14 protein-coding genes are annotated in these 17769 nt (G+C 71.8%); all 14 read left to right on the forward strand.

The features are described from left to right. The first annotated feature begins 4 nt into the window (after nucleotides 1-4). Nucleotides 5-1429: an N-acetylglucosamine/diacetylchitobiose ABC transporter substrate-binding protein gene (ngcE, locus tag V1633_RS25170; protein ID WP_331216870.1), complete on the forward strand. Its 1425-nt coding sequence runs from the start codon at nucleotides 5-7 to the stop codon at nucleotides 1427-1429. A gap of 8 nt (nucleotides 1430-1437) precedes the next feature. Beyond that, nucleotides 1438-2364: a carbohydrate ABC transporter permease gene (locus tag V1633_RS25175; protein WP_331216871.1), complete on the forward strand. Its 927-nt coding sequence runs from the start codon at nucleotides 1438-1440 to the stop codon at nucleotides 2362-2364. After that, a complete protein-coding gene (locus V1633_RS25180) occupies nucleotides 2361-3254 on the forward strand; it encodes a carbohydrate ABC transporter permease (protein ID WP_331216872.1) in 894 nt (297 codons plus the stop codon). Before V1633_RS25175 ends, V1633_RS25180 begins: the two co-directional genes overlap by 4 nt. A gap of 185 nt (nucleotides 3255-3439) precedes the next feature. Beyond that, nucleotides 3440-4615 carry a carbohydrate-binding protein gene (locus tag V1633_RS25185; protein WP_331216873.1) on the forward strand — a complete coding sequence of 392 codons (1176 nt, stop codon included), beginning with the start codon at nucleotides 3440-3442 and terminating at the stop codon, nucleotides 4613-4615. A 183-nt stretch (nucleotides 4616-4798) separates the two neighbouring features. After that, nucleotides 4799-5581: an alpha/beta fold hydrolase gene (locus V1633_RS25190; protein ID WP_331216874.1), complete on the forward strand. Its 783-nt coding sequence runs from the start codon at nucleotides 4799-4801 to the stop codon at nucleotides 5579-5581. Nucleotides 5582-6041: 460 nt separating this feature from the next. Beyond that, the gene (locus tag V1633_RS25195; protein ID WP_331216875.1) at nucleotides 6042-7232 is read left to right on the forward strand and encodes an MFS transporter; all 1191 of its coding nucleotides are present in this window, start codon (nucleotides 6042-6044) and stop codon (nucleotides 7230-7232) included. A 191-nt stretch (nucleotides 7233-7423) separates the two neighbouring features. After that, nucleotides 7424-8845, forward strand: coding sequence for a carboxylesterase family protein (locus V1633_RS25200; RefSeq protein ID WP_331216876.1), 1422 nt, complete (start codon nucleotides 7424-7426; stop codon nucleotides 8843-8845). A gap of 289 nt (nucleotides 8846-9134) precedes the next feature. Continuing rightward, nucleotides 9135-9896, forward strand: coding sequence for a YbaB/EbfC family nucleoid-associated protein (locus tag V1633_RS25205; RefSeq protein WP_331216877.1), 762 nt, complete (start codon nucleotides 9135-9137; stop codon nucleotides 9894-9896). A 47-nt stretch (nucleotides 9897-9943) separates the two neighbouring features. Continuing rightward, complete coding sequence (locus V1633_RS25210) at nucleotides 9944-10258, forward strand: hypothetical protein (RefSeq protein WP_331216878.1); 315 nt, start codon at nucleotides 9944-9946, stop codon at nucleotides 10256-10258. 46 nt (nucleotides 10259-10304) lie between these two features. Next, nucleotides 10305-11030: a hypothetical protein gene (locus V1633_RS25215; protein WP_331216879.1), complete on the forward strand. Its 726-nt coding sequence runs from the start codon at nucleotides 10305-10307 to the stop codon at nucleotides 11028-11030. Between the two features lie 67 nt (nucleotides 11031-11097). After that, nucleotides 11098-11604, forward strand: coding sequence for a hypothetical protein (locus V1633_RS25220; protein ID WP_331216880.1), 507 nt, complete (start codon nucleotides 11098-11100; stop codon nucleotides 11602-11604). 61 nt (nucleotides 11605-11665) lie between these two features. Next, on the forward strand, nucleotides 11666-12373 hold the full coding sequence (locus V1633_RS25225) for a hypothetical protein (RefSeq protein WP_331216881.1): 708 nt from the start codon (nucleotides 11666-11668) through the stop codon (nucleotides 12371-12373). A 149-nt stretch (nucleotides 12374-12522) separates the two neighbouring features. Next, nucleotides 12523-13980, forward strand: a complete 1458-nt coding sequence (locus V1633_RS25230) for a hypothetical protein (protein ID WP_331216882.1) — start codon at nucleotides 12523-12525, stop codon at nucleotides 13978-13980. Nucleotides 13981-14451: 471 nt separating this feature from the next. Then, nucleotides 14452-17757 (forward strand): AfsR/SARP family transcriptional regulator, encoded by a 3306-nt coding sequence (locus tag V1633_RS25235; RefSeq protein WP_331216883.1) that lies wholly within the window; start codon nucleotides 14452-14454, stop codon nucleotides 17755-17757. Nucleotides 17758-17769: the final 12 nt, after the last annotated feature.

Consider the following 17769-nt stretch of genomic DNA (forward strand, 5'->3'; position numbering starts at 1 on the left):
CCCGATGAACTCTGCTCCCCCGCCCCGACACCACCCCACCCGGCGCGGCCTGCTGCGCGCCGTGGGACTCACCGTGCCGGCGCTCGCCACACCGGCCCTGACCGGCTGCGTCACCAGCGGTGGACGCGACGACACCCCGGCCGTCACCGGAGAGAAGAGCGCCGAGAACCCGCTCGGCGCCCCGGCCGACGCCGGTCTGGAGGTGGTCGTCTTCAAGGGCGGCTACGGCGACGAGTACGCGATCAACGCCGGGAACATCTACCGGGAGCGGTTCCCCGGATCCGCCGTCGACCACAAGGGGATCCAGAAGGTGGGTGAGGCGCTGCAACCCCGGTTCGTCGCCGACACCCCGCCGGACGTGGTGGACAACACCGGCGCCGGCCGCCTCGACCTGGCCACCCTGGTCGGTGCGAAGAAACTCACCGACCTCGGCGAGCTGCTCGACGCGCCCGCGCTGGACGACCCGACGAAGACCGTACGCCAGACGCTGCTGCCCGGCGTCGTCGAGGACGGCACGCTCGACGGCCGGGTGCAGACCCTCAACTTCACCTACACGGTCTGGGGGCTGTGGTATTCGCGGCCGCTCTTCGCCCGCCACGGCTGGACCTGGCCGACGACCTGGGACGAAATGCTGGCGCTCTGCGAGCAGATCAAGAAGGCCGGTCTCGCGCCCTGGACGTACCAGGGCAAGTATCCGGAGTACCTGAACGACCCGCTGCTGGCGATGGCGGCCAAGGCCGGTGGCCCGGAACTGGTCAAAGCCGTCGACAACCTGGAGCCGGGCGCCTGGAGGCAGGCACCGCTGGTCGACGCCGCGACCGCCATCCACGAACTGGCCGGCCGGGGCCACCTGCTCTCCGGCTCCGACGCGCTGTCGCACACCGAGGCGCAGGCGGCCTGGTCGCAGGGGAAGGTGGCGATCATCCCCTGCGGGTCGTGGCTGGAGGCCGAGCAGAAGGGGGTCACACCGGCCGGTTTCGACATGGTGCTCGGTACGGTGCCCGCGCTCGACCCGGCCGACAAACTGCCGGTCAGCGCGCTGCAGGCGGCCAGCAGCGAGTCGTTCCTGGTACCGGCGAGGGCGAAGAACCCCCGGGGCGGGCTGGAGTTCCTCCGGGTCCTCTTCTCCCGGCGGGTGGCCCGCCGGTTCGCCGAGTTGAACAGCACGCTGCCGAGCGTCGTCGGTGCCACCGACGGAATGACCGTGAGCAGCGGACTCGGCTCGGTACGCGACGCGGTGACGGCGGCCGGCACGAACACCTTCACCTACCGCTTCCGCACCTGGTACGCGCCACTGGCCAAGGCGATCGACGACGCCACCGGTGAACTCGCCACCCGGCGGATCAACCCCGGCCAGTGGGCCGACCGCATCCAGCGGGCGGCGGACGCGGTGGCCCGGGACAGCGGCGTCACCAAGTACACCCGGTAGTCGCGGCGATGGCGGCCACCCGGCACGGCAGGTACGGCTTCCTCGCCGGCGCGATCCTGCCCGGACTGGCGTTGTACGCGGTTTTTGTGCTCTCGCCGTACACGCAGGCGTTCTACCTGGCGTTGACCGACTGGACCGGGGTGTCGGGTGAGGTCTCGTTCGTGGGGTTGGCCAACTTCGGCCGGCTCCTGGACGATCCGCTCTTCCTCGCCGCGCTGCGCAACAACGGCCTGATGCTGCTGGTCGTGCCGCTGGTCACGATCGGACTCGGGCTGCTGCTCGCCGCCGGGGTCAACTTCGGCGGACGCGGTGGTCGGCCCGGGCTCACCGCCGTCCGGGGTGCCGAGCTCTACAAGATCGCGTTTTTCTTCCCGCAACTGCTCTCGCTGCCGATCATCGCGCTGCTCTGGCAGTTCATCTACCATCCCAACGAGGGACTGCTCAACGGCCTGCTGCGCGGTGTCGGCCTCGACGGGCTCGCCCGCACCTGGCTCGGCGAGCCCCGGTTGGCGCTCTGGGCGGTGATGGCCGTCCTGATCTGGTCGTCGGTCGGTTTCTACCTGGTGCTCTTCTCCGCCGCGATGGAGTCGGTCCCGCGTGACGTGCTGGAGGCGGCGGTGCTCGACGGCGCCGGCCGCCTCGCCACGCTGCGGCTGGTGATCCTGCCGCTGCTCTGGGAGAACGTGCAGGTCGCGTTCGTCTATCTCGGTGTCCTCGCCCTCGACGGCTTCGCCGTCGTGCAGATCATGACGGTCGGTCCCGGCGGGCCGGACGGCGCGACCGAGGTCATCGGCCTCGGCCTCTACCGCAACGCGTTCACCTACGGGAAGTTCGGCTACGCCGCCGCGATGGGCGTCGCACTCTTCCTCCTCACCCTGACCCTGGCGGTCCTCGCGCTGCGGGTGGGCCGCCGTGAGCGAGTGGAGCTGTCATGACGACGGTGGCCGACCACACGACCCGCACCCCACCTCGTCCGGGGAGTCACCCGCAGGTCGCCCGGCCGACCCGCGACCACCCCGCCGCCGCCCATCTCTTCCTGGTCGGCTGGGGGCTGCTGGTCACCCTCCCGCTGCTCTGGGCGGTGGTCAGCTCCCTCAAGACCGACCGGGAGATCCTGACCAGTCCGTGGACCCTGCCGGCCGTACCGCGTTTCGACAACTGGTCGCGGGCCTGGAGTCAGGCGTCGATCGGCAGCTACTTCCTGAACAGCGCGATCGTGGTGGGCAGTGCGTTGGTGCTCACCATGCTGCTCGGCGCCCTGCTGGCGTACGCGCTGGCCCGTTACCCGTTCCCGGGCAACCGGATCGTCTACCACCTGTTCGTCGCCGGGATGCTCTTCCCCGTCTTCCTCGCCCTGGTGCCGCTGTTCTTCGTCGTCGAGCAACTCGGGCTGCTCGGCACCTATCCCGGACTGATCCTGGTCTACACCGCGTACGCGCTGCCGTTCACGGTCTTCTTCCTGCACGCGTTCTTCCGTGGGCTGCCCACGGCGCTCGCCGAGGCCGCCTTCCTCGACGGCTGCTCCCACTGGGGCGTGTTCTTCCGGGTGATGCTGCCACTGGCCCGCCCCGGGCTGGTCAGCATCGCGATCTTCAACTTCCTGGGGCTCTGGAACCAGTACCTGCTTCCGCTCGTCCTCAACCCCGACCCCGACCGGTACGTGCTCGCGCAGGGGCTGGCCGCGCTCTCGGTCAGCCAGGGCTACCGCAGCGACTGGAGCGGTCTGTTCGCCGGACTCACCATCGCGATGCTGCCCGTGCTCGCCGCGTACGTGCTCTTCCAACGCCAGATCCGCACCGGGCTCACCGCCGGGGCGATCAGGTAGCCCGTCGTACCGCCCGTCCACCCCGCGCACGCCGACGTCAAGCGCCACGAGGCACCCGATGGGCCAGCGCCACCGTCGACCCGGTAGGCCAGCGCCGCCACTCCACGCCTGGGCACCTCTCGTGCGGCCGGCCGACGCCGCCCGGCCACGCGTACCCCCGTTTGTCCCACTGTGAGGAGAACCCCGTGTCCCGCACACCTCCCACCCGAGCGCTCGCGGCCGGCGCGGCCGCCCTGCTCGCCGCGAGCGCCGTGGTCGCCGTCACCGCCACCACCGCCGCCAACGCCACCACCTCGCCCGGCATCGCCGCCGCCAGCTGCGGCGCCCTCTTCGACGACTTCGGCTACACGTCGTCGAGCGACCCCGCGCTGGCCGCCCGCAACTGGACGGTCCGGACCAACAGCGGCGGTCCCGGTGTACCCGGTGCCGCGTGGCCGGCGTCGAACGTCTCGTTCCCCACCGACGCCGGCCAGAAGGTCCTGCAGCTGACCGCCCGAACCGACGGTACGGCCGGCGGCACCAGCCACGCCGAACTGTTCCACCAGCGCAAGTTCTTCGAGGGGACGTACGCCGCCCGGGTGCGGTTCACCGACGCCCCGACCGCCGGTCCGGACGGCGACCACCTGGTCGAGACCTTCTTCACCATCACCCCGCTGGACCGTCCGCTCGACCCGAACTACGGCGAGATCGACTTCGAGTACCTGCCGAACGGCGGCTGGGGCGAGCAGGGACCGATCTTCTACCAGACCACCTGGGAGACGTACCAGAACGAGCCCTGGGTCGCCGACAACACGCACACCGCCCAGCGGACCAGTTTCGCCGGCTGGCACGACCTGGTCTTCACCGTCTCGGAGGGCCGGGTCCGGTACTACGTGGACGGCCAACAGGTGGCCGACCACGGCGACCGGTACTACCCGGAGACCTCGATGTCGATCAACTTCAACCTCTGGTTCATCGACCTGACCGGACGGACCGGCACCGGCCAGGCCACGTACCAGCAGCAGGTGGACTGGCTCTACCACACCGACCGGGAGGTACTCACGACCGCCGAGGTGAAGAACCGGGTCGCGGCCTACCGGGCGGCCGGCACCGGCCACGTCGACACGGTCGGCGCCGGAGGCGGCTGCCCGACCCCCTCACCGACGGTGACGCCGACCCGGACCCCGACCCCCTCGCCGACGGCGACGCCGACCTCACCGCCACCGGTCGGCTGCGCCGGTGTGCCGGCCTGGGACTGGGGCACGGTCTACCTGGAGGGCCAGCGGGTACGGCACAACGGCAGGCTCTGGCAGGCCAACTGGTGGACCCAGGGCTCGGAGCCCGGGCTGACCGCCCAGTGGCGGCAGATCGGCACCTGTTGACCGCAGACACGCCGCCGTCGGTCCCACGACCGGTCCACCGGACCGTGGGACCGGCGGCGGACGGCCGTCGACCCGCTCCCACGGTCCGGCCGTTGTTCCGGATACACAGGGGATTGTCGGTGCCGCCGGAGCCACGGCAGGATCTACGTCCGTGACCGCCGAACGGGGGAAGGTGACCGACGAATGGGGACGTACGTCCAACTCGGTGCGGTGAAGACCTGGTACGACGAGCACGGCACGGGTGAACCGCTGGTCCTGATGCACGGCGGTCTGGTCGACGCCCGGTTCTTCGCGCCGAACATCGACCCGCTGGCCGAGAGGTTCCACGTGTTCACGCCCGAGCGCCGTGGACACGGGCACACCCCGGACGTCGAGGGTCCGATCACGTACCAGCTCATGGCGGACGACACCATCGCGTTCCTGGAGACGGTCGTCGGTGAGCCCGCCGACCTCGTCGGGCACAGCGACGGCGGTGTGGTGGCGATGCTGGTCGCGATCCAGCGGCCCGAGCTGGTGAAGCGCCTGGTGCTGATCAGCAGCGGCTTCAACAAGCGCGGCGAGGCCGCACCGGACGTGGAGTGGAACGTCGATCTGATCTTCGAGTTCCTCGGTCCGTCGTACGGTGAGGTGTCCCCCGACGGCATCGACCACTTCAAGGTGGTGGCGACGAAGGTCGGCGAGATGGCCGCGAAGGAGCCGACGCTGGAGACCTCCGACGTGGCCAGGGTCCCGCACCGCACCCTGGTGGTCGCCGCCGACGACGACATCATGACGATGTCGCACCTGGTCGAGCTGTACCACGCGCTGCCGAACGGCGAGTTCGCCGTCGTACCCGGCACCTCGCACTTCCTCACCCAGGAGAAGCCCGCGCTGGTCAACACGATCGTGCTGGACTTCCTGACCAACGATCCGGTACCGACCGTGGCCCCGATCCGCCGCGCGCCGAAGGGTCAGGGCGGCGACTGACCGGTATCCCGGCGGCCGCCGGGGCAGCATCATGCGACCCGCCGCAGCGCTCCCGGGCGACCGACCGGTAGGGTCGCCGGCCATGGTAGCGGTCAAACCGTGGCATCTGCTCGTCCTGTCGCTCTGCTGTCTGGTGCCGGTCGTCGCGACGGTCGTCGGCGCCGCGTGGGCGGCACGACGGCGTCGGTAGGCGTGATCACCGCCCACGCGGTGCGGCGCCGGGTTGTCCGGGCCCGGGGCTTCGTCGTGATCGCCCGCGGTCTTCCTCGGCGTCACCAACCGGCTCATCCGCCCGCCCCACACCGGGTGATCCCGGGTTCGGGGAACTCCGGCACACCCGGGGGTTGACGGCCCTGCCGAGCGTCCGGGTCGCGTGTATCGCGGCACATCGGGTATGCCACCCCGCCCTGACCGCAGCGTGCGGCCAGGTGACGCGCGGCAGCACCCGAGGGGCCACGACATGGGTATCACCGGACAACGGCGTCTTTCGCCGGAAGTGTCCCTGTTGCTGCTCGCCTCGATCCTCGTGTCGTTCCTGGCCGCGTCGTCAGCCCCGACCCCGCTGTACGGCATCTACCAGGCGCGCTGGCACTTCTCGCCGATCACCACCACCGTGGTGTTCGCCAGTTACGCCGTCGCGGTACTGGTGGCCCTGCTCACCGTCGGCAAGCTGTCCGACCATGTCGGGCGCCGACCGGTCCTGCTCGTCGCGATCGCGGTGCAGATGGTCGCACTGGTCATCTTCGTCTTCGCCGACGGCGTACCCACGCTGCTGGCCGCCCGCGCCGTCCAGGGGCTCGCGGCCGGTACCGCCACCGGTGCCGTCGGCGCCGGCATGCTCGACGTCAACCGCGCCCGGGGCACACTCACGAACGCCATCGCCCCCGGCATCGGCACCGGTACCGGAGCCCTGCTCTCGGCCCTGTTCATCCAGTTCCTGCCCGCCCCGACCCGACTGGTTTACGTCGTCCTGCTGGTGATCCTGCTGGTCCAGGCGATCGGGGTGATGCTGATGCCGGAGACGGTCACACCGATGCGAGGGGCGCTGCGGAGTCTGCGGCCGGAGGTCAGGCTGCCCCGGGCCGTACGCCGGCCGGTGCTGGTGGTGCTGCCGGTGCTCTTCGCCGTCTGGGCACTCGCGGGTTTCTACGGCGCGCTCGGCCCGGCGCTCGTCCGCGCCCTCGGGCCCACCTCCATCGTGGTCGGCGGCGTCGCCCTCTTCGTCTTCGCCATCTCCTCCTCCATCACCGTCCTCCTGCTGCGCAGGGCCCCCGCCCGGACCGTGATGCTCATCGGGATCACCGCGCTGATCATCGGCATGATCATCACCCTGGTGTCGGTCACCACCGACGTCGTCGCCGGCTTCTTCGTCGGCATCGCGCTCGGTGGCGCCGGGTTCGGCGCCGGGTTCCAGGGCAGTCTGATGACGGTCATGCCGTTGGTCGAGGCGCACGAACGGGCCAGCGTGCTCTCCCTGCTGTACATCGTCTGTTATGTCGGGTTCGGCCTGCCCGCCGTCATCGCCGGCTTCCTCGTGGTCTACGGCGGCGGTCTGCCCCGGACCGCCGACGAGTACTCCGCCGCCATCATCCTGCTCGCCGCCGTCGCCCTGTTCGGGCTGCGTGGGGTCAGGAAGAACGCACCCGGCTGACCCACCCGGCCCGATCCGGCCGGCGGCCGCCCGACCGCCGTCGGCCCGGCGCATGGCGTACGTCTCTCGGCGACGAATCCGCTCGTCGCGTGCGGTCGGGCGGAGCTACCGTGGCGCGGTTCCGTTCCCCGGCGTCGGTCGCCGCTCGCGCACCCGCCGGCGGCGGCGTCGACGAGAGGGCAGGGCCAGCAGTGACGTCCGAACCGTGCACCCAGACGGGGGCCACCGTAGACCCGACCGCCACCCTCGTCGGGGACGTCGTCGCGCCGACGACGGTCGCCGAGGACGTGCTCGTCGACGTGGCCGGGGGTACGCTGCGCGGCCGTCGGGCGGCCGGGCTGACCATCCTGCGCGGCGTCCGGTACGCGACCGCGGAGCGCTTCGGTCCGCCGGTACCCGAGCAGCCCTGGACGGGGGTACGGGACGCCCGGGAGCACGGTGGTGTGAGCCCGCAGCCGTCGACCCGCCCCGGGGCGGTCGCCGGGGTGCCGGACGTCGGCGTCCAGTCCGAGGACTGTCTCAACCTGACCATCGTCACCCCCGCCGCCGACCGGGCACGACGACCGGTGCTGGTCTGGCTGCACGGCGGGTCGTACCGGACAGGTTCCGGATCCTGGGACCGCTACCGGACCGACCGGCTCGCCCGCGACGGCGACGTGGTCGTGGTCAGCGTCAACTACCGGCTCGGCGCCCTCGGCTATCTGCGGGCGCCCGGCATCTCCCCGGGCAACCTCGGCCTGCTGGACCAGATCGAGGCGCTGCGCTGGGTCCGCGCCAACGTGGCGGACCTGGGCGGCGATCCGGAGAACGTCACGCTGGTCGGGCAGTCGTCGGGCGCCCACTCGGTCGCCTGCCTGCTGGGTGTGGCACAGGCGCGGCCGCTGTTCCGTCGGGCGGTGCTGCAGAGTCCGCCGCTCGGTCTCGGGCTCGGCCGCGCGGCGGCGGCGGACCGGGTGGCGACCCGCTTCCTCGCCCGACTCGGCCAGGATCCCCGGAAGGCGTCGCCGGCGGAGGTGGTCGCGGCACAGCAGCTGGCCGAGCGGGACGTGGCCGGTCGTGCCGGCTTCGGGTTCGCCCCGGCGTACGGGCCGGTGGCCGGGGTGGAGCCGCTGCCGGAGGTACCGGACTGGCGGGCGGCCTGCCGAGCGGGCGCGGAAGATCTGGAGGTGGTACTCGGCACCACCCGCCGCGAGATCGCGTACTTCCTGGGCGGCGGTCCGGTCTCCCGGCACCTGCCGCTGGTCGGGCGCACCGTCGAGAACGGACTCATCGGGTCGGCGACCTGGGCGGTTTTCGCCCGACCCACGCTCCGGTTCGCCCGGATGCTGGCCGAGGCCGGCGCCCGGGTCTTCGCGTACCGGATCGACGGGCCGGCGTCGACCTCGCCGTACCGGGCCTGCCACTGCAGCGACCTGCCCTTGCTCTTCGGCGACGAGGCCGCCTGGGCGCGGGCGCCGATGCTCGCCGGGCAGTCCTGGGCCGAGGTGGCCGAGCGTGGCGGGCCACTGCGCACGGCCTGGCTGTCGTTCGTGGCCGGCGGCGCGGCGGCGCTGGCCGAACAGGGCTGGGCACCGTACGCCGGCCGGGGCGGCGCGGTCCGCCTCTTCGCATAGCCGATCCGGACGTCCCCGGCCCGGTCCGCCGCACGCCGAGATCAGATCGTCGGGACTCGGACGGCGCCCGGATGCGGAAGGACGGACCCACGACATCCACTGTTGATCGCTATGCTTCCGGCTACCGGCCGCGCCGGATCACGATCGATCACCGGGGATGCGGTGACGGCCACGCACGGGAGGGCTGATCAATGGGGATCGAGGAGTCGCCCGGTCGCGCACCGGACTCCGGAGGACGGGCCTGCTGGCACCTCAACGGCGCATCCCGGTCGTGGACGCCGGGGCGGCGATGACCGCAGAGGACCCGCTGGAGAAACTGGCCCGGCTGCGGGACCAGGCGGACAGCCTGGCACAGAAGGCAGACGCGGCCCAGGTGGCGGCGAGGACCACCGGCGGCACCGACAGCACCGGCTCGGTCACCGTCACCATCGACGCGGCGGGCCGGGTACGCGACGTACAGGTCGACCGGGCCTGGCGGAACCGGTTGGGTGCCACGGGGCTGCCGGCGGCGCTCCAGGAGGCGACAGCGCGGGCCAACGCCAACCGGCTGGAGGCGTGGAGTACGGCCTTCGTGGAGCAGGACGAACTGCCCGACCCGACCGCCCGGCCGATGCCGCTGGGCCACGAAACGTTCGCCTACCAACTGGACGAGCTGGCGACGGCCCCGATGAACAGCTATCGCGGGCAGGCGGCGTTGGAGGAACTGCTGGCCATGCTGGAGGCGGTCGAGCGTGGCATCGACCAGGTCTCCGAGCAGATGCAGGCTCAGCTCAGCACCACGTTCGAGGGACGGAGCCCGTCCGGACACGTGACGGTGACCGTCACCGGCGACGGCGCGGTCACCGACATCCGCTACAGCCAGCAGTGGCTGACGGTGGCGGGCGAGCGGGCGATCGGGGCTGAGACGACGGACGCGTTCGAGGCGGCGTACCGGCGGACCCGCGGACACACGATCACGGATCTGATCGACCAGAGTCCGCTGGGCCGGCTCCAGGATCTCGCTCAGGATCCGCTCGGGCTGGCCCGCCGACTCTATCTGCGCGACGACTGACCCCGACACCCACCGGCGCGGCGACCCCTGCGCGAGAAGGGAAGACCATGGACCTCAGAGCCTCCATCGAAGCCTTGCGAGCGGACGCCGACATCTGGGCGAACGTGGGTGCGGTGACGTCCCGGGCGGCGAGCGCCGTGGACGGGCTGGACCTCGACGAGTCCCAGCTGTCCTGGGCGAGCAACCCGACCGGCCTGTTGGTGACCTACCGGGAGATCCAGGCCAAAGCGGCACGGCTCCTCCGTGAGGGCACCACCAATCTCAACAATCTGAGCCGCACCCTGGATCAGGTGGCCACGGCGTACGAGGACAACGACCAGACCGCCGCCAAGAGGTTCGACGGGATATGGGAACCGAAGTAGACGTACGGGCAGTCGTTCACCGATCCATTCAGCGGAGGAGGCAGGCGTGACGGTCGGAGCCGCCGAAGAACAGGCGTTGATCAACAAGATTCACAGCACCGTGGCCCGGATCAACACCAAGACCAGCGAACTGCAGAACAACATCAACAACAAGATGGGGTGGCTTCCCGGGCCGCTTCAGGACAAGGTGCTCGAGGGCTGGAACAAGTTCACGGGATTTCTCCGCGAGTGCTGGGACGCCCTGGCGGAGATCTTCACCAACATGGGCTCCCCGTCGACCCTGTGGAGCACCGCCGACTCGTGGAGCAACAACGTCGGTGGGCCGGTGAGTGCCCAGGTCCAGTCGGCCAAGGTAGGCACGCTCGCCACCGACGACCGCTGGGACGGCACAGCCGCGGAGCGGTACCGACAGAACCTGCCGTTGCAGGAGACCGCACTGGACAAGATGAAGTCCGTCTACTCGGACGGAGTCAGCAGCGCCCTGTCCGATGTCGCCAAGGGCATCATCGCGTTCTGGGGCGCCCTGATCGTGGCCCTGGGCGCCCTCGTCGCCGGCATCATCGGGGCGGTGACCTCCAGCGCCACCATCTTCGGGCTCCCGGCCGCGCCGTTCATCGCCGCGGCTGCCGCACTGGTGGCGGTCGGCGCGTTCTACAGCGGCGGCCTGATCCTGAAGTCGGTCTGCTCCTCCGCCAATTCCACGCTGCGGCAGAAGCTCAACGACAACACCGGTTACCGAGAGGGGCACTGGCCGTCCGCCACCACCGCGTGATCCGACCGCTCGCCGAAACGTCCCCGGCAGCGCTCACCGCCAGTCGCACGGGAGGAGAACGTCCGTCATGACTCCGTACCCGATCCAGCCCCGGCCCGACCGGGACGGCGACCGGCGGCGGGCGGCACTGGGTCGCGCCTGGATGGCCGCGGTACTGATCCTCATGGATCTGGCTCTGCTCGGGCTCGCCGGCGTGGTCTGGCCGGCCGTCGAACGCGGATCCGTCTCCGGGATGTCGGTCTGGCCGATTCTCCTGGTGGCCGGCAACGCACTGGCAGGTGTGCTTCTCCTGGTGGTGGTCGGCGCGGCGAACATCTCGGCGGTGCGGGCGGGTCGCGCCGGCACCGCACCGACGACCGCGCGGGGCCTCGGCAGCCTCGGTCAGTGGCTCGCGGTTCTCCGACTGGTCGCACTGCTCGGTACCGGCATTCTGCTGGCGGCCGCCACCGGACTCGACAACACCGGGCTGTCCGGTGGCTTCCTGCTCGGCGTCGGGGTGTTCGACGCGGTCCTGGCCATGCTGTTGGCCCTTCGCACCGGCGGCGCCATCAGGGCCGGCGGCGCCCGGGCCTGACCGCTGGCCATGCCGGCGGCGGCCGGCCAGGGTGCCCGCCACGTCGCCCGGAGAAGAGGGAATGATGGACCTGGCCCTGATCGTGCTGGTCAGCGGTGTCTGCCTGCTGTCACTTCTGCTGCTCGCCGCCGTCGCCGTCGTTCGGGTGCTGTCCGACCGACGGCGACGCGACCGCCTCCACCAGTGGGCCGCGCAGCACCGGTGGACGGTCACGCCGCACCCTGCCGTGGACTGGGGCGCCCGGCTGCCCGGCGGAAACCGCGCCGGGGTCTCGGTCGCGCTGTCCACCACCATGAACGGGTACGTGGTCAGTGTGGCCGAGTACGCCTACACCGCGACGCAAATTACCACGGGGTCCGACGGCGTCGGCGGCACGACAACGTCCACGAGCAGTCACACCCACCACTTCGTGGTGACCGTGGTGCGCCTCCCCCACAGCTGTCCGTCGGTTGCCGTCGAGCGCCGCGGCACCATCTCCAAACTCGCCGGCAACCTCTTCGGCTCCTCCGGCGTGCCCACCGGGCACCCCGAATTCGACCACCACTTTCGGATCACCGCCGCCGACGCCGGGGCGGTACGCGGGCTCGTCACGCCCGCACTCGTCCAGGCACACCTCGCCGGCGCCGTACCCACCTGGAGTCTGTACGGCGCCGAGTTGCTCAGCTACCGGCCGGGACGCATCACCGACCCGGAACACCTGCCCGGGATCGCCGCACCGCTCGTGCACGTCGCCCGGCTGCTCACCGGAGGCGGGATCGGTCCGGTGTGACGGAAGGGACCGACAGCGCGCCGATCACCTCTCCTCGGACTGCCGGGCTCGTGACCAATATGAACTCAACGATCACCGTCGACGTGACGGCTCCCTAACATCACGCCCGCGGCGCGACGGCGCGCCGACGAGAACGAGGAGCCACCACCGTGGACACATCAGGAAAGCTCAGCCGACTCCCCCGCTGGTTCCGATCCCGCCTCCGTCCGGCGGGGTTGGCCGTCTGCCTGCTCGGGGTCGTCGTCGGCACGCTCGGTCGCCCGCCCGCCGCCCAGGCGGCGGCACCTCCGACACCCGTCGACTGCCCGGCGAACGTGGCCGGCAAGGCCAGGTGTTACGGCGGTCAGGACGACAACGGGGCGTACTACACGATCGCCGTCCCGAACCGGTGGAACGGCTCGCTCGTCGTGCACGCCCACGGCGGCCCCGACCTCGGCGACAGCTCCGACCCCGAGCGCAGCACCGGCGACCTGGACCGATGGTCGGTGATGGTCGACGAGGGCTACGCCTGGGCCGGCTCGTCCTACCGTCGGGGCGGCTACGGCACCCGGATGGCCGCCGCCGACACCGAGAACGTGCGGCGGCTGTTCGTCGCCGAGTTCGGCAAGCCGAGGCGGACGTACGTGCACGGTCAGTCCTGGGGCGGCAACGTCGCGGCCAAGGTCGTGGAGACGTACGCTGGGAAGCACGGCCCGTACGACGGCGCCCTGCTCACCAACGGTGTGCTCGGCGGCGGCTCGCGCGGCTACGACTACCGGGTCGACCTGCGGGTCGTCTACCAGTACTACTGCCAGAACCACCCGCGGCCGACCGAGCCGCAGTATCCGCTCTGGGAGGGACTGCGGGTCGATTCGACCATGACGAGCGCCGGTCTGGGGGCCCGCCTCGCGGAATGCACCGGATTCGACTCCGCCCCGGCCGACCGGACCGCCCTGCAGCAGCGCAACCTCGACGACATCCTGGCGGTGACCGGCATCCCCGAGCGGACGCTGGAGTCCCACCTGCGGTTCGCCACCTTCACCTTCCGCGACATCGTGCACCAGCGCCTCGGCGGCCGTAACCCGTTCGACAACCGGGGCGTGTGGTACACCGGCTCACACGACGACCGGGCGCTCAACGCGGGCGTCGAGCGGTTCGCCGCCGACCCGACGGCCCGGCGCGACCTGTCCTACGACAGCGACCTCACCGGCCGGGTCGCCATCCCGGTCCTCACCCTGCACGCGATCGACGACCCGACGGCGTTCGTCGAGCACGAGGCGGCCTACCGCGCCACCCTCCAGGGCTCCCACCGGGACGAGCACCTGGTGCAGACCTTCACGACGGAGACCGAGCACAGCGAGTTGAGCAACGCCGAGTACGCCAACTCCATCGCCGCCCTCGACGGTTGGGTGCGTACCGGGCGGAAGCCGACGGCGCGGTCGATCGCCGCCTCCTGTGCCGCGTTCGACGCCAGGTACCGGACCGGCTGCTTCTACGCCCCGGACTTCCGCCCCCGCTCCTACGCCTCGCGGGTCAACTCTCGGCCGGGCGGACGGGACTGGCCGGCGATGACCGTCGGTCAGGAACGGGCCTGGAGCCGGATCGACGGTGTCGGGATCGCTTTCTGACCCGAGCGGTCGACCGACGCCCGCCGACGCCGTCGTACCCGGTGAACCCCCGGGTACGGCGGCTGGCCCTCGCTCCGCCATACGGCCCTGGGGTTGGAAGCCCACTCCGGGCAACTGGATGAGCCGGACCGCGACAGCAGGTAACGACTTGGCATACCTCTAGCCGAGAGGGAATTGACGGGCGGCTCTGCCCCCCAACTAGTTCGAATCCGAAGTATCTTCCTTCCGACGTGTCCGCGGACGGGAGGCGCCATGGTCCGATCTTGTGCACCGGTCCTGACAGCCGGTGGCCGTCCCGGCGACCTCCGCCCCGCGGACGTTCGCACCAGCCCGGGCACCCGTCGGTAGCCAGGTGAGAGTCTCCGCGTCAGTCCACACCGGTCCGTCGACGCGAGCGGGTGACAGGCGTTCGATCGGCCGGCGCTCTTGGACGCCGTAGTGGGATTCCGTCTCCTGGGTCCGGTCGAGGCTGTGGCGGACGAGAACGCCATACCCCTCGGCGGCCGCAAGCCTCGGGCCCTGCTGGCCGCGCTACTCGTCGACCACGGCCGCGTCGTCCCGGTCGACCGCCTCATCGACGTGGTGTGGGGCAGCCGGCCACCGGGCAGCGCGCGGGCCATCCTGCAGACCCACGTCTCGGCGCTGCGGCAGGTCGTGGTCCGGGCCGATCCGGCGGCGGCCATCGTCAGCCGGGCCCCGGGGTACCTGCTCCGGATCACCGACAGCTCCCTGGACCGGGACGTCTTCGAGCGGCTCCTCGCCGAGGGGCGGGCCGCCGCCGAGGCGGACCGGTACGCGGACGCGCTCGACCTGCTGCGGGCGGCGTCCAGCCTGTGGCACGGGGAACCACTCGACGGGGTCGACAGCGACCTGTTGTCCGGCGAGGCGCTCCGGCTCAACGAACTGCGGCTCATCGCCATCGAGCAGCGGGTGGACGCCGAACTGACGCTGGGCCGTGCCGCCCTGGTCTGTGCCGAGCTGACCGATCTCGTCCGACGGTTTCCCTTCCGGGAACGGCTGCGCGGCCAGCTCATGGTCGCGCTCACCGCGCTGGGACGGCGCTCCGAGGCGTTGGCCGCGTACCGGACGGGCCGGGCGGCGCTCATCGACGAGATGGGCATCGAGCCCGGCCCGAGCCTGCGCGCGGTGCACGAACGCATCCTGCGCGAGGACGCCGCCCCGGGCGGCGGTGCCGGCACGTTCGGGGACTCCGGCCCCGACGACCGCCCGGACCGGCACACCACCTCGCCGGCTTCGGCGACGACGGCCACCGGTACGACCGCCGGCGGCGAGCCGGCAGCCGTCGTCCGAGGGCCGGGCACAGGCCAGGCGTCCACCTCGGACCCGCTGGACGGGCCACCGCCGCCGGACGTCGCCGCGGGTCAGGCGCCTGACGACCACACCGGGTCGGCCTGGTCCCGACTCCGGCCGGCGCAGCTCCCACCGGCGCCGGCGGACTTCACCGGTCGCGGCGAGGAGGTCCGGCGGCTGGTCAACACCCTGTCGTCGGCTTCCGCGATCGGCACCGCGCAGGTGCACATCATCGTGGGCACCGGCGGCGTGGGTAAGTCGACGCTCGCCCTGCGGATCGGTCACGAGGTGGCGGACCGGTACCCCGACGGCCAGCTCTACGCCGAACTGCGCGGCATGGGCGACGCGCCCGCCGACCCGTACGAGGTGCTCGGGCGGTTCCTGCGGGCGCTGGGGATGACACTCACCGCCGTACCGACGACGCTCGACGAGCGTACGGAGCGGTTCCGGACGCTGACCGCCGGTCAACGGATCCTCGTGGTGCTGGACGACGCCGGGTCGGAGCGGCAGGTCCGGCCGTTGCTGCCGAGCGCGTCCGGCTGCGCGGTGCTCATCACGTCGCGCGGCCGGCTCGGTGGCATCGCGGGCGGTTCCACCACCGAACTCGGCGTTCTGCGGCCGGGAGACTCCGTCGAACTGCTGGACCGGATCGTGGGTCACGGGCGGGCAGCCGCCGAGGCAGAGGCGGCGCAGCAGATCGTGCGGCAGTGCGGAGGGCTGCCACTGGCCATCCGGGTGGCCGGCGCCCGGCTCGCCGGACGCCAGCACTGGCCGCTGCGACTGCTCGCCAACCGGCTCGCCGACGAGCGCCGTCGGTTGGACGAGCTGGCCGTCGGCGACCAGGAGGTCCGGGCGAGCATCGCGCTGAGCTACCACACGCTGGACACCCAGGCGCGGGAGGGTCTGCGCGTCCTCGGGGTGCTCGGTCTGCCGGACTTCGCGTCGTGGGTGCTGTCGGCCGTGCTCGGGATCCCCGAAGCCGCCGGGGAGGAACTGGTGGAGCGGCTGGTCGACGCCCAGCTCGTCGACCTCGTACGGCTCGACGGCGTCGGGCAGCTCCGCTACCGCCTGCACGACCTGGTCCGGCTGTTCGCCCGGGAGGTGGCCGAGGCCGAGGACCCGCCCGAGCAGATCCGTCGTCGGGTCGGCGCGCTGGGCGCCGCCGTGGTCTGGATCGTCGACGCGGTCTCCCGGCTCTCGCCGTCCGGCGAGTTCGTCGCGCAGACCCGACCGGTGACCCCTCGCCCCGGCCTCGAGATGGCCATCGCGCAGGCGATGGAGAACCCGACCGGGTGGTTCACCGAGGAGCACGAGGCGCTCACCACGGTCGTGGCGGTGACCGCCGGGCTCGACCTCCACCAGACCTCCTGCGACCTGGCGTCGCTGCTGACCGTGCCCGCCTATCCGCTCGAGAAGCGGTTCGTCGCGTGGTCGACGATGCACGACGTCGCGCTGGGTGCGGCCCGGCGGGGCGGGAACTCGTACGGGGAGGCACTGCTGCTGTACGGCCTCGGCACGCTCCGCTGCGCACAGGACCGGTACGACGAGTCCGTCGTGTACCTGCGCCGGGCGCTGGAGGCGTTCCGGCGGAGCAAGGACCGGCGGGGCGAGGCGGCCAGTCTCGCCGCGCTCGGACTCGCCTGTCGCGAACTGGGCCGGTTCGACGAGGCGTCGCACTTCCTGGACCAGTCCGCCGATCTTGTGACCGAGCTCGACGACGACCTCGCGACCGGGCACGTCCACCGGCTCCTCGGAACCGTCCGGCTGGCCCAGGGCGGTTACCCGCTCGCGCACTTCCACCTGCGACTGTCCCTCGACATGTACCGACGGGCGGGCAGCCGTCGGGGCGAGTGCCTCGTCCTGCGCAACCTTTCGATGTGGCACCGGGCCCATGGCGAGCTGGACCGGGCGATGGAGCTCGCCGACCAGGCGGTGGCCGGATTCCGTGAGATCGGCGACGAGCTGCTGACGGCCTACGCCGTCCGGACGCTGGCCAAGGCGCTGACTGTGCTGGGCCGCGGTGCCGAGGTGCTGGAGCAGCTCCGGGACGTGCTGGCGACCTGCACCCGGGCCGGTGACCGGTGGGGGGAGGCGGCGACCCTGCGGGCACTCGGCGAGCTGCACCTCGCCATCGGACGGCTCGACGACGCGGACCGGCTGCTGCGGGACTCGGCCCGGATCTGGACGGCGTTGGGCCTGCCGCTGAACCGGGCCCGCGTCCTGGGTGACCTGGCCCGGGTCGAGCAGGCCCGGGGCCGGACAGCGGCCGCCGCCGTACTCCGGCGGGAGATCGCACCGGTCTTCGCCCGCTACGGCGCCCGCGAGCGGGACGAGCTGCACGCGGAGCTGACCGCCGCCGACCTGCCGCGCCCGGAACCGGCCGGTGTCGACGACCGACCCGTGGAGCTGGCCGGCGCTCCAGAAATCCTCCAGAGCGCCGCCGGGGACCCGCTGGAGAAGATCTGAAGCCGCACTGGA

Source organism: Plantactinospora sonchi (assembly GCF_036422035.1).
Lineage (GTDB): Bacteria > Actinomycetota > Actinomycetes > Mycobacteriales > Micromonosporaceae > Plantactinospora > Plantactinospora sonchi.

Bases quoted from the DNA above. Each gene is read 5' to 3' on its own strand.
- ngcE (WP_331216870.1), top strand. From the start codon at position 5: ATGAACTCTGCTCCCCCGCCCCGACACCACCCCACCCGGCGCGGCCTG.
- V1633_RS25175 (WP_331216871.1), top strand. From the start codon at position 1,438: ATGGCGGCCACCCGGCACGGCAGGTACGGCTTCCTCGCCGGCGCGATC.
- V1633_RS25180 (WP_331216872.1), top strand. From the start codon at position 2,361: ATGACGACGGTGGCCGACCACACGACCCGCACCCCACCTCGTCCGGGG.
- V1633_RS25190 (WP_331216874.1), top strand. From the start codon at position 4,799: ATGGGGACGTACGTCCAACTCGGTGCGGTGAAGACCTGGTACGACGAG.
- V1633_RS25195 (WP_331216875.1), top strand. From the start codon at position 6,042: ATGGGTATCACCGGACAACGGCGTCTTTCGCCGGAAGTGTCCCTGTTG.
- V1633_RS25205 (WP_331216877.1), top strand. From the start codon at position 9,135: ATGACCGCAGAGGACCCGCTGGAGAAACTGGCCCGGCTGCGGGACCAG.
- V1633_RS25210 (WP_331216878.1), top strand. From the start codon at position 9,944: ATGGACCTCAGAGCCTCCATCGAAGCCTTGCGAGCGGACGCCGACATC.
- V1633_RS25220 (WP_331216880.1), top strand. From the start codon at position 11,098: ATGACTCCGTACCCGATCCAGCCCCGGCCCGACCGGGACGGCGACCGG.
- V1633_RS25225 (WP_331216881.1), top strand. From the start codon at position 11,666: ATGATGGACCTGGCCCTGATCGTGCTGGTCAGCGGTGTCTGCCTGCTG.